This window comes from Mycobacterium attenuatum (assembly GCF_900566085.1).
Lineage (GTDB): Bacteria > Actinomycetota > Actinomycetes > Mycobacteriales > Mycobacteriaceae > Mycobacterium > Mycobacterium attenuatum.
Genome location: NZ_UPHT01000047.1, coordinates 55,883 through 71,147 on the forward strand (window position 1 = coordinate 55,883; position 15,265 = coordinate 71,147).

General features: G+C 62.8%; 12 protein-coding genes. 10 read left to right on the forward strand and 2 right to left on the reverse strand.

Features of this window, described 5'->3' with window-relative positions; all coding sequences use genetic code 11:
- Positions 1 to 78: 78 nt before the first annotated feature.
- The gene (locus EET13_RS08155) at positions 79 to 726 is read left to right on the forward strand and encodes a TetR/AcrR family transcriptional regulator (RefSeq protein ID WP_425293649.1); all 648 of its coding nucleotides are present in this window, start codon (positions 79 to 81) and stop codon (positions 724 to 726) included.
- 21 nt (positions 727 to 747) lie between these two features.
- Positions 748 to 1,599, forward strand: a complete 852-nt coding sequence (locus EET13_RS08160; RefSeq protein ID WP_122441800.1) for an SDR family oxidoreductase — start codon at positions 748 to 750, stop codon at positions 1,597 to 1,599.
- Between the two features lie 14 nt (positions 1,600 to 1,613).
- On the opposite strand, the gene EET13_RS08165 is transcribed toward EET13_RS08160, so the two are convergent.
- A complete protein-coding gene (locus EET13_RS08165; RefSeq protein ID WP_122441801.1) occupies positions 1,614 to 5,003 on the reverse strand; it encodes a PPE family protein in 3,390 nt (1,129 codons plus the stop codon).
- Positions 5,004 to 5,563: 560 nt separating this feature from the next.
- A complete protein-coding gene (locus EET13_RS08170) occupies positions 5,564 to 6,166 on the reverse strand; it encodes a TetR/AcrR family transcriptional regulator (RefSeq protein WP_122441802.1) in 603 nt (200 codons plus the stop codon).
- Positions 6,167 to 6,252: 86 nt separating this feature from the next.
- On the opposite strand from EET13_RS08170, the gene EET13_RS08175 reads away from it, so the two are divergent.
- From EET13_RS08175 to EET13_RS08210, 8 genes are all read left to right on the forward strand, one after another.
- On the forward strand, positions 6,253 to 6,807 hold the full coding sequence (locus EET13_RS08175) for an NAD(P)H-dependent oxidoreductase (RefSeq protein WP_122441803.1): 555 nt from the start codon (positions 6,253 to 6,255) through the stop codon (positions 6,805 to 6,807).
- A gap of 435 nt (positions 6,808 to 7,242) precedes the next feature.
- Positions 7,243 to 7,482: a redoxin NrdH gene (locus EET13_RS08180; RefSeq protein ID WP_122441804.1), complete on the forward strand. Its 240-nt coding sequence runs from the start codon at positions 7,243 to 7,245 to the stop codon at positions 7,480 to 7,482.
- Between the two features lie 36 nt (positions 7,483 to 7,518).
- Positions 7,519 to 7,971, forward strand: coding sequence for a class Ib ribonucleoside-diphosphate reductase assembly flavoprotein NrdI (gene nrdI / locus EET13_RS08185; protein WP_122441805.1), 453 nt, complete (start codon positions 7,519 to 7,521; stop codon positions 7,969 to 7,971).
- On the forward strand, positions 7,941 to 10,118 hold the full coding sequence (gene nrdE, locus EET13_RS08190) for a class 1b ribonucleoside-diphosphate reductase subunit alpha (protein ID WP_122441806.1): 2,178 nt from the start codon (positions 7,941 to 7,943) through the stop codon (positions 10,116 to 10,118). Before nrdI ends, nrdE begins: the two co-directional genes overlap by 31 nt.
- 124 nt (positions 10,119 to 10,242) lie before the next feature.
- Positions 10,243 to 10,983: a TetR/AcrR family transcriptional regulator gene (locus tag EET13_RS08195; protein ID WP_122441814.1), complete on the forward strand. Its 741-nt coding sequence runs from the start codon at positions 10,243 to 10,245 to the stop codon at positions 10,981 to 10,983.
- A 129-nt stretch (positions 10,984 to 11,112) separates the two neighbouring features.
- Complete coding sequence (locus EET13_RS08200; RefSeq protein ID WP_122441807.1) at positions 11,113 to 12,687, forward strand: flavin-containing monooxygenase; 1,575 nt, start codon at positions 11,113 to 11,115, stop codon at positions 12,685 to 12,687.
- 214 nt (positions 12,688 to 12,901) lie between these two features.
- Complete coding sequence (gene nrdF, locus EET13_RS08205; protein WP_122441815.1) at positions 12,902 to 13,864, forward strand: class 1b ribonucleoside-diphosphate reductase subunit beta; 963 nt, start codon at positions 12,902 to 12,904, stop codon at positions 13,862 to 13,864.
- Between the two features lie 353 nt (positions 13,865 to 14,217).
- A partial coding sequence (locus EET13_RS08210; protein WP_136623135.1) for a PE family protein occupies positions 14,218 to 15,265 on the forward strand: 1,048 nt, incomplete at its 3' end.

Consider the following 15,265-nt stretch of genomic DNA (forward strand, 5'->3'; position numbering starts at 1 on the left):
CACTATGTAAATCATCCTTCGAATGAACTTGACGGCTGTCAAGTTTTCTTTTCGCGCGGCTTGGTGCATGGTCAGGATGTGAGTGAGTACGCCACCGACCAGCAAACCGTGCCGGCATTGCGGCGGCGAGGTGACAAGCACCGGCAAGCGATCCTGCAGGCGGTGCGGGAATTACTGCAGGAGCGGCCGTTCGCGGAGTTGTCGGTCAGCACCATCAGCAACCGAGCCGGCGTGGCGCGCTCCGGGTTCTACTTCTACTTCGACTCCAAGTACGCAGTGCTCGCCCAGATACTGGCGGAGGCAGCCGAGGAACTCGAAGAACTCACGCAGTATTTCGCACCCCGCCAGCCGGGCGAATCGCCCGAGCAATTCGCCAAGCGGATGGTAGGCAGTGCCGCCATTGTCTACGCACACAACGACCCGGTGATGATGGCCTGCAATGCCGCCCGCCACACCGACATCGAGATCCGCGAGATCCTCGGGCAACAGTTCGAGGTGGTGCTGCGTGAGATCGTCGACGTCATCGATGCCGAAATGAGAGCCGGCACCGCCCACCCGATCAGCGACGACCTGCCCACGCTGATTCGCACCCTGGCCGGCACCACCGCCCTTGTTTTGACCGGCGACCCCCTGCTGGTCGGCCGCGACGGCGACTCCGACCGCCGGGTGCGGGTGCTCGAACAAATGTGGCTCAATGCGCTGTGGGGCGGCGCATCCAAGGCCTGAGTCGGCGGTATCGTCACCGCCATGGCGCGACGGCGGTATTACGCAGGTAAGCGGTGTCTGGTCACCGGCGCGGCCAGCGGCATCGGCCGCGCCACCGCTCTGCGGCTCGCCGCACAGGGCGCCGAACTGTATCTGACCGATCGCGACGCGGACGGCTTGGAGAAGACCGTCTCCGACGCGCGTGAGCTCGGGGCGCAAGTGCCCGAGCATCGCGCTCTCGATATCTCCGACTACACCCAGGTGTCCGCATTTGCGGCGGACATCCACGCCGGCCAACCCAGCATGGACATCGTGCTCAACATCGCCGGCGTCTCGGCGTGGGGAACTGTCGACCGGCTGACCCACGATCAGTGGAGGCGGATGGTCGCGATCAACCTGATGGGTCCCATCCACGTGATCGAGTCGTTTCTTCCGTCAATGGTGGCGGCCGGGCGGGGCGGGCATCTGGTCAACGTGTCGTCGGCTGCCGGGTTGATCGCGCTGCCCTGGCATGCGGCTTACAGCGCGAGCAAGTACGGCCTGCGCGGGCTTTCCGAGGTGCTGCGTTTCGATCTGGCACGACATCGCATAGGAGTGTCGGTCGTGGTACCCGGCGCGGTACGCACGCCGCTGGTCAACACGGTCGAGATCGCCGGTGTCGACCGCGACGACCCGCACGTCAAGCGCTGGGTCGACAGGTTCAGCGGCCACGCCATCTCGCCGGAAAAGGCCGCCGAGAAAATTCTGGCCGGGGTGGCCAGGAACCGGTACCTCATCTATACGTCGGCCGATATCTGGGCGCTGTATGCATTCAAGCGGCTGGCGTGGTGGCCCTACAGCGTGGTGATGCGCCAGGTCAACGCCATCTTCACGCGGGCGCTTCGGCCCGGCTGAGCTGGGCGAGCGCCTTACTGCCCGGTGCCGCTGAGCAAGAAGCCTGCCAGCTTGCTGCCGGCGTTGCCGATGCCGGAGACAAAGGCTGAAGCCAGCCCCGTGGTGCCGCTGTTGAAAAATCCCGTGACGACGGACCCAAGATTTCCCAAACCCGACGTCAATGAGCCGATGTTCTGGTAGCCCGAGGCAAAGAGATTGCCTTGGTTGAAAAAGCCCGAAATAAACCTGCCGGAATTCCCGAACCCCGAGCCCGTGCCGGTGTTGAAGAATCCCGAAGATACGTTCGTTGGGGAATTGCCGAACCCCGGTGCTGCAGGAATGTGAAGAACCGGAATCGAGATCGGGCCGACGCTGTTGATGATTTCAATGTGCATCCCACTGAATGGTATGCCGCCTACGTTTCCTACGTTGAATCCCGTCAGGTCGAAGCGGTTAATAATTATTTTTGGTATTTCGACAGTGATTGACTCGCCATCGCCCAGCGGAATGGTCACGTTTGGAACAGGGCTCGGTAGATCGATGAATAGATTGAGGTCTATTGGGACATCCATCTTGAACGGCTGAACTGCTATCCCATCTATAAAGCCGGTGACGGGTATTGCGAGCCGGACATTGACGCCAATTTCCAGGGGAATCCCAGGCATGGTGATGCCAAAGTCGACTCCAATTTGCCCCTGATCGTTGCCGCGCCAGAGATAGCCGTTGTTGCGATTTCCTGAATTCAACACACCGGTGTTCAGGTTGCCGGTATTGTAGTAGCCCGTATTGCTATTTCCGGTGTTGAAATCACCGGTGTTCAGACTGCCGGCATTGAGATTGCCGGTATTGGTGCTGCCGGCGTTGGACAGGCCGGTGTTTAAACTACCGGAGTTGAACATGCCGGTGTTGAACGAGCCGGTGTTGCCGATGCCGGTGTTGGTGCTGTTGGTATTGCCGATACCGGTGTTGTAACTGCCCGTATTGCCGATGCCGAAGTTGGACGTACCGGAGTTAAAGATGCCGGTGTTGCCGTCGCCGGAGTTGAACAGCCCAATGTTGTTGGATCCCGAATTCAGGCCGCCGAAGCCGAACAAGTTGCTGCCGGTGAACCCGACGCCCCAGTTTCCGTTGCCGGTGTTGGCCAGGCCGATGTTTCCGCTGCCGGTGTTGCCGAACCCGATGTTGTAGTCGCCGGTATTGCCGAAGCCGATGTTACCGACTCCCGTATTCCCGAAACCCAGGTTGAAATCACCTAGGTTGCCGAAACCGAAATTGTTGTCGCCAAAATTACCGAAGCCGAAGTTTGCGAAGCCGCGGTTTGCATCGCCGATGTTGAAGCCGCCGATGTTTCCGCTGCCCAGGTTCAAGTTGCCAAGGTTGGCGCTGCCGAAATTAAGGCCACCTCCGTTGGCTGAGCCAAAGTTGAACGTCGATGCTCCCGCGCTGTTATGGAAAATGCCTGAAAGGTGATTGCCGACATTGCCTAGTCCCGAATTCAAGGCACGGAATTCGAGATCCAGATTGGTGGTGTTTTCAAATCCCGAGATGGAATTGCCGAAGTTGTGGATGCCCGATTGCAGCAGGCCCGCGTTCAAGAGGCCTGAACTGCCAAGGTTGCGGGTGAAGTTGAAGAAGCCCGAGGTGTCGGGCCCGAAGTTGCCAAAGCCCGAAGTACCGCCCCTGCCGCTATTGAAGAACCCTGAGGAGGGAGCGTCGGTCGAGTTCCCGAAACCCGGCGCAGCTGGGATGTTCAAGATCGGGATGTTGATCGGGCCGACACCCCCAACGACAGAGACGCCCAATTGAGTTTCAGGGCTTCCTACAGTAATCGAGATAAGCGGGCCCGTTACTCTGATCGGAGGCATTTGTATTGGACCGACAGTGCCGCTCAGGACGGGGAAGTCTAATCGAATTGCGGGAATCTTGAACGGCGCCAAGACAATCTCAGTGGTGCGGCCCTCGACCGGAATATGCAACGGAACGCTCAATGGAAGGTTTATTGGAATTTGTGGAATCGTCATGGTATAGGAAAACCCAGCATTTGCTGCGCCGTCGCCTCTGGCGAAAAAGCCGTTGTTCATGTCGCCGACATTGAAAGCGCCGGTGTTGAGATCCCCGGTGTTGGCCCAGCCCGTGTTGATATTGCCGGTGTTATAGAACCCCGTGTTGGTGTCGCCCGGGTTGAACTCGCCCGTGTTGAAGTTCCCGACGTTGTAATTGCCGGTGTTGTAATTGCCGACGTTACCGATGCCGGTGTTGACGATACCGGCGTTGAAGAAACCAGTATTGGCCGTGCCGGAATTACCGAAGCCGGTGTTGAACGAGCCGGCGTTGCCGAGGCCGAAGTTGCCGGTGCCGGAGTTTCCGAAACCGGTATTGCCGGTTCCGGAGTTGAACAAGCCGGTGTTGCCCACACCCGAGTTCAGCCCGCCGAAGCCGAGCTGGTTGCTGCCGCCCAGCCCGATCCCGACGTTGTTGTTGCCGCCGAGCCCACCGTTGCCGAAGCCGATGTTGCCGTTGCCGGTGTTGCCGATTCCGATGTTGCCGTTGCCGGTGTTGCCGAAGCCGATGTTGAAACTGCCGGTGTTGCCGAAGCCGAAGTTGTTGCTGCCCAGGTTGCCGAAGCCAAGATTGTTGCTGCCCAGGTTGCCCGAGCCCAGATTGAAACTGCCCAGGTTGCCCGAGCCGACGTTGAGATTGCCGACGTTGCCGTTACCCTGGTTAAGATCACCAAGGTTGGCATTGCCGAAATTCAGGCTGCCAATGTTGGCGAAGCCGATATTGAAAATGCTTGACACACCGGATGGGAGGAGGCCGGAGGGTACGGCAGCGGCGGCGGCCGCGATGCTGTCGCCGGCGCCACCCGCCATAGCAGTACCCAGCTGGCTCACCTGGCCCGCCAGACTCTGCAACGGACGTGTGAAAGGGGTCAGCGCCGCGGCAACGCCAGCAGCCCCGGAATGGTAACCGAACATTGCCGACACGTCCTGCGCCCACATTTGCTCGTAATTGGCTTCGGCGGAGGCGATCGCCGGGGCGTTCTGGCCGAAGAGGTTCGACAGCACAAGCGACAGCAGCCGAGAGCGGTTGGCCGCGATAGAAGCGGGATGCACCATCGCGGCCAGCGTCGACTCGAAGGTGGAGACGGCTGTGCTGGCCTGGGCGGCGGCCTGTTCGGCTTGGGCAGCGGCGGTCTCGAGCCACCCCAGATAGGGCGCCGCAGCGGCGGACATGGCCGCTGCCGCCGGTCCCTGCCACGATCCGAACGCCATGCCGGTCGTCACGGACCCAAATGACACGGCCGCCGTGCGTAGCTCGTTGGCTAGTGCGTCCCAGGCGGTCGCCGCCGCAAGCATCGGGCCCGAACCGGCGCCAGCGAACATTCGGCCGGAATTGATCTCCGGTGGCGACACCGAAAAGTCCATCGTTCTCGTCCTTCCTTCTGGCGGCGCTTTCTCAGCCGCTGCGCCTGCCCGTCTGTCTGCGTTGGGCCTCCGTCGCCGTCTTGGTGCGGGTGGCCCTTAGGCCGCGTCGAAAGGCACCTGCCGACCACTCACACACTCGGCATTGCACCGCTGCGCCAATCCCGTCCGCAGCCGAGGCGCAGGCTGCACACGCGTAGCGGAGACGCGGAACATGCCAGAAGGGCAGCGGTGCCTTGGTTCTGCTGTAATTCGGCACGGCGCGCCCCGCTCTCTGATGACCACCGGGCTGTTCCGGTCAGACAGTTGTTGACGCGTTCACTGTGCTGGGTGACGCTTCGGCAAGGCTTCGCCAATCATGAAATCCGCAGTTCGCAGTGGCTATTGCGGTAGCGGGGGTGGTCAGGGACCCGGCGGCCCTAACGAGAGCGTCACTCAGCGCGGAAGTGCTGACTGCCGAGCCGTGGCCGTCGAGCACGACTGTCCCAGTCCGGCAGGTGTCATGGGCGCCGTGGGTGTCATGGGTGTCGTGGGTGTCGTGGGTGCTATCGGCGCTATCGGCGCTATCGCCCGCAGAGCTTGCGGGCCAGGCTTTCCCACGCATCGCCCAACGTCTGCAGGGTGTGACCGCCCTCGTTGATGCGGTGCTCGACGTAGTCGACGTCTAGCAAGGCCAGTAGCGCGTCGGCCTGCACATCGAGATCGCCGGTGGTGCGCGCCGACTGCAAGAGCACGCGCACATGAGTGCGGTGCACCGAGGCCGCCGCGCTGTGACGGGTTTTCGGGTCCCGGTTAGCCTGTGACAGCAGCTCACGGTGGGTATGGACGAAGCAGATCCGCTCCCGGCCGAACGCGATCAGGCGGTGCAGTGGCGGGGCGTCCGGGCCCAGCGGCGGCGGGCCGAAGAGAAACGCCTGCTGGCTGGCCCGCTCGTCTTCGTCCAGTAAGACCATCATCAGGCCGGCCCGGCTGCCGAACCGGCGAAACAGCGTGCCCTTGCCGACACCCGCGGCCGCGGCGACGTCGTCCATGGTGACCGCGTCGGCACCGCGGTTGGCGACCAGGCGGCGCGCCGCGTCCAGCAGCAGAGCACGATTGCGCGCCGCATCACCGCGCTCCGGCCGGCCAGGGACGGGCAACGCGTCGGACCGCTGGACGTCACTCACCCCTGCACAGTAGCCCGGATGGAATAAAGCGGACCATAGTCCGGTTGAGGCGTGCGAAGATGAGACCAAGATGAAGGGAACGCGATATGTCCGAAATCTCCAACGTAAGGGTCTTGGCGCTGGTAGGCAGCCTCCGCACGGCGTCGGTCAACCGCCAGATCGCCGAGCTTGCGGCCGCTGTCGCACCCGACGGGGTCAGCGTGACGGTGTTCGACGGGCTGGGACAGATGCCGTTCTACAACGAGGACATCGACACCCCCGATGGCGTTCCCGGATCGGTGGTTGCGTTGCGGCAGGCCGCCGCCAAGGCGGATGCGGCTCTGGTGGTCACACCCGAATACAACGGCACCATTCCCGCCGTCATCAAGAATGCGATCGACTGGCTGTCCCGCCCATTCGGCGACGGCGCGTTGAAGGGTAAGCCGCTGGCCGTCATCGGCGGGTCCGTGGGCCGATACGGCGGGGTCTGGGCCCACGACGAGACTCGCAAGTCGTTCGGCATCGCCGGGGCGCGCGTGATCGATGCGATCAAGCTCTCAGTGCCGTTCGGGTCCCTGGCGGGCGCAGCGCCGGCAGACAGCTCCGAACTATCGGCGAATGTTCGGGACGTGATCGGCAAACTGGTCGCCGAAGTTGGCTGAGCCAGGACTTTGCTGGCGCTATTTGCGGCGGCGGGACCGGGCAGCGGCCGCGGGCCTTGTCGGTGGTCGATGATATACCGGGCGACATGTTTACCATGGCTTCGTTGTGTGACCTGCGACACGCCGGGAGCTGCCCGGGTCTAGGCCTGCGACCTGCGAATTTCAAGAATGTCATTCAGAACATCTTGTATCTCTTCTCGTTGTCACCCCCTAGGTGTAGTGTTTCGGGCACCGGCAGATCCCAGGATCACCTAGCCTCGCCAGGATCACGGGGCTCGGTGGACCGCCCGGCATCGGCGTCACCACGTTCGATCAACATGGTGGCCATGCGACGGGAGTCCAGGGGCTTGCCGGGCCGCCGAACACAGCGAAATGCACCACCTGAATCGTTGCCAGTCCCTGTTCCCCTGACTTCCGCAAAGGAGCGGTACACCCATGACCATCACCGTCTACACCAAGCCCGCATGTGTGCAGTGCAGCGCCACCTACAAGGCGTTGGACAAGCACGGCATCGCCTACCAGAAGGTCGACATCAGCCTGGATTCCGAGGCGCGGGACTACGTGATGGCGCTGGGTCATCTGCAGGCACCCGTCGTGGTGGCCGGCGAAGACCACTGGTCAGGCTTCCGGCCCGACCGCATCAAGGCGCTCGCCCTGGCTGCGCTGAGCGCCTGACCCGGGCGGGCGGCTAGGTAAGGAGATTGCGGTGCCATGGATAGCACGGGGCGCAACCTGGTCTATTTCTCCAGCGTGTCGGAAAACACCCATCGCTTCGTGCAGAAGCTGGGACTGCCCGCAATCCGGATACCACTGCACGGTCACATCGAGGTCGATGAACCCTATGTGCTGATACTGCCCACCTACGGCGGCGGCCGCGCCACGCCCAATCTGAATGCCGGCGGCTACGTCCCTAAACAGGTCATCACTTTTCTGAACAACGAACACAATCGAGCACTGCTGCGCGGGGTCATCGCGGCCGGTAACACCAACTTCGGTGCGGAGTTCTGTTACGCCGGCGACGTGGTCGCCCGCAAGTGCGGCGTTCCCTACCTCTACCGCTTCGAGCTGATGGGAACCGAGGACGACGTCGCCGCCGTCCGCGCGGGCCTTGCTGAATTCTGGAAGGAGCAGACGTGTCACCAACCGTCACTGCAGAGCCTGTAACCTCCGGCGTGCATTCCCATTTCGCCGCGGGCCAGGCGGACGTTGACTACCACGCGCTGAACGCGATGCTGAACTTGTACGACTCCGACGGCAAGATCCAATTCGATAAGGACGTGCTCGCCGCGCGCCAGTATTTCCTGCAGCACGTCAACCAGAACACCGTGTTCTTCCACAACCAGGATGAGAAGCTCGACTACCTGATCCGCGAAAACTATTACGAGCGTGAGGTTCTCGACCAGTACTCGCGCAACTTCGTCAAGTCATTGCTGGACCGTGCCTACGCCAAGAAATTCCGGTTCCCGACGTTTCTGGGCGCGTTCAAGTACTACACCTCCTACACGTTGAAAACTTTTGACGGAAAGCGGTATCTGGAGCGCTTCGAGGACCGGGTGGTCATGGTGTCGTTGACGCTGGCCGCCGGTGACACCGCGCTGGCCGAGAAGCTGGTCGACGAGATCATCGACGGACGGTTCCAGCCGGCCACCCCGACATTTTTGAACTCGGGCAAAAAGCAGCGCGGCGAGCCGGTGAGCTGCTTTTTGCTGCGCATCGAGGACAACATGGAGTCGATCGGGCGCTCGATCAACTCCGCGCTACAGCTGTCCAAGCGTGGCGGGGGGGTTGCATTGCTGCTGACCAACATTCGTGAGCACGGCGCGCCGATCAAAAACATCGAGAACCAGAGTTCGGGCGTCATCCCGATCATGAAGCTGCTCGAGGACTCGTTCTCCTATGCCAATCAGCTAGGTGCGCGCCAGGGTGCCGGCGCGGTGTACCTGCACGCCCATCACCCCGACATCTACCGTTTCCTGGACACCAAACGGGAAAATGCCGACGAGAAGATCCGCATCAAGACGCTGAGCCTGGGCGTGGTGATCCCCGACATCACGTTCGAGCTGGCCAAGCGCAATGACGACATGTACCTGTTCTCGCCTTACGACGTCGAACGGGTTTACGGCGTGCCGTTCGCCGACATCTCGGTCACCGAGAGGTACTACGAGATGGTCGACGACGCGCGCATCCGCAAGACCAAGATCAAGGCGCGGGAATTCTTCCAAACGCTGGCCGAACTGCAATTCGAATCCGGCTATCCCTACATCATGTTCGAAGACACCGTTAACCGGGCCAACCCCATCGAGGGCAAGATTACCCACTCGAATCTGTGCTCGGAAATCCTGCAGGTGTCCACGCCTTCCTACTTCAACGAGGATTTGTCGTATGCCAAAGTGGGCAAAGATATATCCTGCAACCTGGGGTCGTTGAACATCGCCAAGACGATGGACTCACCGGATTTCGCCCAGACGATCGAGGTGGCCATCCGTGCGCTGACCGCGGTGAGCGACCAGACGCACATCTCGTCGGTACCCTCAATTGAGCAGGGCAACAACGATTCTCATGCCATCGGCCTGGGGCAGATGAACCTGCACGGTTACCTGGCCCGTGAGCGGATCTTCTACGGATCCGAGGAAGCCGTCGACTTCACCAACATCTACTTTTATGCGGTGCTGTATCACGCGCTGCGGGCGTCGAACCGTATTTCCATAGAAAGAGGTACGCACTTCAAGGGTTTCGAGCGGTCCAAGTATGCGTCGGGGGAGTTCTTCGACAAGTACACCGAGCAGATCTGGGAGCCCAAGACCGAGAAGGTGCGGCGGCTTTTCGCCGACGCGAACATCCATATCCCCACCCAGGACGACTGGCGTCGGCTCAAGGAGTCGGTGCAGGCGCATGGCATCTACAACCAAAACCTGCAAGCGGTCCCGCCGACCGGGTCAATCTCCTACATCAACCACTCGACGAGCTCGATCCACCCGATCGTGTCGAAGGTCGAGATCCGCAAGGAAGGCAAGATCGGTCGGGTCTACTATCCGGCGCCCTACATGACCAACGACAACCTGGAGTACTACCAGGATGCCTATGAGATCGGCTACGAGAAGATCATCGACACCTATGCCGCGGCCACTCAGCATGTGGATCAAGGGCTTTCGCTGACGCTGTTCTTCATGGACACCGCCACCACCCGCGACGTGAACAAGGCGCAGATCTACGCCTGGCGTAACGGGATCAAGACGCTCTACTACATCCGGTTGCGGCAGATGGCGCTGGAGGGTACCGAGGTCGAGGGCTGCGTGTCCTGCATGCTGTAGCGCCGGCCGAGCGTGAATCTGGCGACGGCTGCACGGCGTGTCGTGTCGCCGGTTCCACTGTGGCGGAGCCGCCAAGCGCCCGGTCTGCCCAGGTCAGCGACCGCAACGAGGTAAGGTGCTTGACGTGGTGAGAATCGCGCGACCCCACTCCAGCGCCAAATCGGGGGGAAAGGTCGACGCGCGCAGCGAACGCTGGCGCGAACACCGCAAGAAGGTGCGCAACGACATCGTCGAAGCTGCTTTCCGCGCCATCGACCGGCTGGGGCCCGAACTGAGTGTGCGGGAAATCGCCGAAGAAGCGGGCACCGCCAAACCCAAGATCTACCGCCATTTCGCCGACAAGTCCGACCTGTTCGTTGCGATCGGGGAACGGCTGCGCGACATGCTGTGGGCGGCGATCTTCCCGTCGATCAACCTGGCCACCGACTCGGCCCGCGAGGTCATCCGGCGCAGCGTCGAGGAATACGTCAACCTCGTCGACAAGCATCCCAACGTGCTGCGGGTCTTCATTCAGGGCCGCTCGGCCACTCAGTCCGAGGCGACGGTGCGCACCCTCAACGAAGGGCGTGAGATCACCCTGACCTTCGCCGAGATATTCAACAATGAGCTGCGTGAGATGGAGCTGAACCGCGCCGCGCTTGAGCTCGCGGCATTCGCTGCCTTCGGGTCGGCGGCCTCGGCCACCGAATGGTGGTTGGGTCCCGAGCCCGACAGCCCCCGACGGATGCCGCGCGAGCAGTTCATCGCACATCTGACCACGATCATGATGGGCGTCATCGTCGGCACCGCTGAAGCACTGGGCATCACCATGGACCCCGACAAGCCGATCCACGACGCGGTACCGAGCAATCGCGCCGTCAGCTAAGTGCCGTTGACATCGCTGCGGCGATCGGCAACACTCGTGGTATCTGATACCCGGGGTACTGGGTATTCGCATTCGCCACGGCGCCTATCGCCATAGTCGCGCCGACTCATACAGGAAGACGTATCCACCATGACCGATGTCGCGACCCCGGCGACCGAACACGCCGAGCAACCCCGGGCGCCCCGACCGCCAGTTCACACCAGAGCGCTGATCATCGGGACGGGATTCTCCGGACTGGGGATGGCCATCGCGCTGCAGAAGCAAGGCTTCTCCGGCCAAGACTTCATCATTTTGGAGAAAGCCGACGACGTCGGGGGCACCTGGCGTGACAACAGCTACCCCGGCTGCGCCTGCGACATCCCGTCACACCTGTACTCGTTTTCGTTCGAGCCGAAGCCGGACTGGAAGAACCCGTTCTCCTTTCAGCCTGAGATCTGGGAGTACCTCAAAGGCATCACCGACAAGTACGGGCTGCGCCGCTACATCGAGTTCAACTCGCTGGTCGACCGCGCTTACTGGGATGACGAGGAATACCGCTGGCACGTGTTCACCACCGACGGCCGCGAATACGTAGCTCAGTTCCTGATCTCGGGGGCCGGAGCACTGCACATCCCGTCCTTGCCCGACATCGACGGGCGTCATGAATTCGCCGGTCCTGCTTTCCATTCCGCGGAGTGGGATCACAGCGTCGACCTCACTGGTAAACGTGTGGCGGTTATCGGGACCGGCGCCAGCGCAATCCAGATCGTGCCCGAGATCGTCGACCAGGTCGCCGAACTTCAGCTCTACCAGCGCACTCCGCCGTGGGTGGTGCCGCGCTCCAACCCCGAGATCCCGCCAACGCTACGCCGGGCGATGGAAAACGTTCCGGGGCTCCGTGCGCTGACGCGGCTGGGTTTGTATTGGGCGCAGGAGGCGTTGGCTTTCGGCATGACCAAACGGCCGAACGCGCTGCGGTTCATCGAGGCCTACGCCAAATACAACATTCGCCGCTCGGTGAAGGACCGCGAGCTGCGCCGCAAGCTGACTCCGAACTATCGCATCGGCTGCAAGCGGATCCTGAACTCCACGACCTATTACCGCGCCGTGGCGAACCCCAAGACCACACTGATCACCGACCGCATCGCCCGCATTGCCCACGACGGGATCGTCACCGCCGATGGCATCGAGCACCCGGTCGACGTGATCGTGTATGCCACCGGCTTCCACGTCACCGACTCCTATACCTACGTTCAGATCAAAGGGCGGCATGGAGAGGATCTGGTCGACCGGTGGAACCGCGAGGGGATCGCCGCACACCGCGGCATCACCGTGGCCGACATGCCCAACCTGTTCTTCCTGCTAGGCCCCAATACCGGGCTGGGGCACAACTCGGTGGTGTTCATGATCGAGTCGCAGATCCACTACGTGGCCGATGCGATCGCCACGTGTGATAAGGCGGGTGCGCAGGCGCTGGCTCCCACGCGCGCAGCGCAGGATCGGTTCAACGACGAGCTGCAGCGCCAGTTGGCCGGCTCGGTGTGGAACAGCGGCGGCTGCAGCAGTTGGTATCTCGACGAGCACGGCAAGAACACCGTGTTGTGGGGCGGCTACACCTGGCAGTACTGGCGGGCCACCCGCTCGGTCAAATCCGACGAATACCAATTCTTGGGGGTCGGTAGCGCTTCGGCGCAGAACCGAAAGACCGTCTCCGCGGCGCAATAGCTGCTGGCGTTCGAAGCGCCCGGGTCCGTGCTTGCGTCGGGCGGTCGGGCTGACGACAACGATGCCTGTCCCTGATGATCCGGCGCGACACGCGAACACAACCTCTTGTGTTGCACCGGCTTGTCGTACCCCAGGGGTAGTGTTTGAGGCCTGGGAACGGCCCGGCTGCGGCGACCCCGATCAGGCACAAACAGTTGAGTTCTGGGAGGCAACAGTGAAGGTTATCGACCGTGTCTCAGCGATCAACTGGAACCGGCTCCAAGATGAAAAGGACGCCGAGGTCTGGGATCGGCTGACGGGAAACTTCTGGCTACCTGAGAAGGTGCCGGTGTCCAACGACATCCCGTCCTGGGGCACGCTGACCGCCAACGAGAAGCAACTGACCATGCGGGTCTTCACGGGTCTGACCATGCTGGACACCATCCAGGGCACCGTGGGAGCGGTGAGCCTCATCCCGGACGCGCTGACCCCCCATGAGGAGGCGGTGTACACCAACATCGCGTTCATGGAATCGGTGCACGCCAAGAGCTACAGCCAGATCTTCTCGACGTTGTGCTCCACCGCCGAGATCGACGACGCGTTTCGCTGGTCGGAGGAAAATCCCAACCTGCAGCGCAAGGCCGAGATCGTGCTCGAGTACTACCGCGGCGACGAGCCGCTCAAGCGCAAGGTGGCCTCCACGCTGCTGGAAAGCTTCCTGTTCTACTCGGGCTTCTACCTGCCGATGTACTGGTCGAGCCGGGCCAAGCTGACCAACACCGCGGACATGATCCGGCTGATCATCCGCGACGAAGCGGTGCATGGCTACTACATCGGCTACAAGTTCCAGCGCGGTCTGGCGTTGGTCGACGAGGCCAAACGCGCCGAGCTCAAGGATTACACCTACGAGCTGTTGTTCGAGCTCTACGACAACGAGGTGGAATACACCCAGGATCTCTACGACGAGGTCGGGCTGACCGAAGACGTCAAGAAGTTCTTGCGCTACAACGCCAACAAGGCGCTGATGAACCTCGGCTACGAGGCGCTGTTCCCGCGCGACGAGACCGACGTGAACCCCGCGATCCTGTCGGCGCTGTCACCCAACGCCGACGAAAACCACGACTTCTTCTCGGGTTCGGGGTCCAGCTACGTCATCGGCAAGGCCGTCGTCACCGAAGACCAGGACTGGGACTTCTAGCCGTCTGGCACGACCAAGAGCAAACCCGGCAGCCTCCAACGACGCGCCGGTGGACAGCGCCTGATTCCGTGGCCAAGTCAAGGCGCAAATGGCCGGACAAAGCTTCGATAGCACCCAGACCGAAACCGCGAACGGCTACTCCGAAACCGGATCAAACTGACGGACCGCTTTGCCGCGGTTTGAATCTATGTTTCCGCAAAAGAGGTGGTAGGCGAACTTCGCCAAGTCCAATGACGCGGTGTCGCCGTGCGAGTACAGTCGGGCTCGCAGCTAATGCATCGATAGTTGTGTCGCCACCGTAAGGACGTCGAGGGCCAATTCACGGCGGATCGTCGACTATTGGGAGGTGCCAGATGTCGTTTGTCATGGCGGCGCCGGAGGCGCTGGTGGTGGCAGCAACGGATTTGACTAACCTCGGGTCGGCGATCGGCGCGGCCAACGGCGCGGCGGCCGCCAACACGACGCGGTTGCTGGCCGCGGGTGCCGATGAGGTGTCGGCTGCGGTCGCGGGCATATTCGGCGCGCACGGTCAGGCGTATCAGACGCTGGGCGCACAGGCCGCGGCCTTTCACGAGCAATTTGTGCGGGCCTTGGCCGCTGGTGCGAGCTCTTATGCGGCTGCCGAGGCCGCTAGCGCCTCGCCGTTGCAGAGCCTGCTCGACGCGATCAACGCGCCTGTTCAGGCGGCTACCGGACGCCCGCTGATCGGCAACGGGACCAACGGCGCCCCGGGTAGTGGCGCCAACGGCGGGGATGGCGGGTGGTTGTTCGGTAACGGCGGCAACGGAGGGTCGGGCACGAGTGCCGGGGGGCCTGGCGGTAACGGCGGAGCCGCGGGTCTGTTCGGCGACGGGGGAGCCGGCGGTGCCGGCGGGAGCATCAACGGGGTCGGCCCGGCCGGTGCCGGTGGTGCCGGTGGCACTGGCGGCGTCCTCGTCGGAAACGGCGGCGCTGGCGGCGCCGGCGGGGTCTCCAGCGCAACCAATGGAGTCAGCGGGAACGGCGGTGCCGGCGGCAACGCAATTGGGCTGTTGGGCAATGGCGGCGCCGGCGGGTGGGGCGGTCAGTCCGCGAGCGATAGCACCGGCGGGTCCGGCGGGGCCGGCGGCCATGCCGGGTTGTTCGGCGACGGCGGCATGGGTGGTGCCGGAGCCACCGGCGGCAGTAAAGGCACCGGCGGAACCGGCGGAACCGGCGGCGCCGGTGGGATGATCGCCGGCACCGGCGGGGCAGGCGGCGTTGGCGGGAGCGGCGGAACCGGCGGGGCCGGCGGGACAGGCGGCCACGCCGGGTGGTTCGGAGACGGTGGCGCCGGCGGCGCCGGTACACAGGGCACCTCCGCCAGCGGGGTCGGTGGGGCCGGGGGTGCCGGCGGGATGGTGGCGGGCAACGGTGGGATGG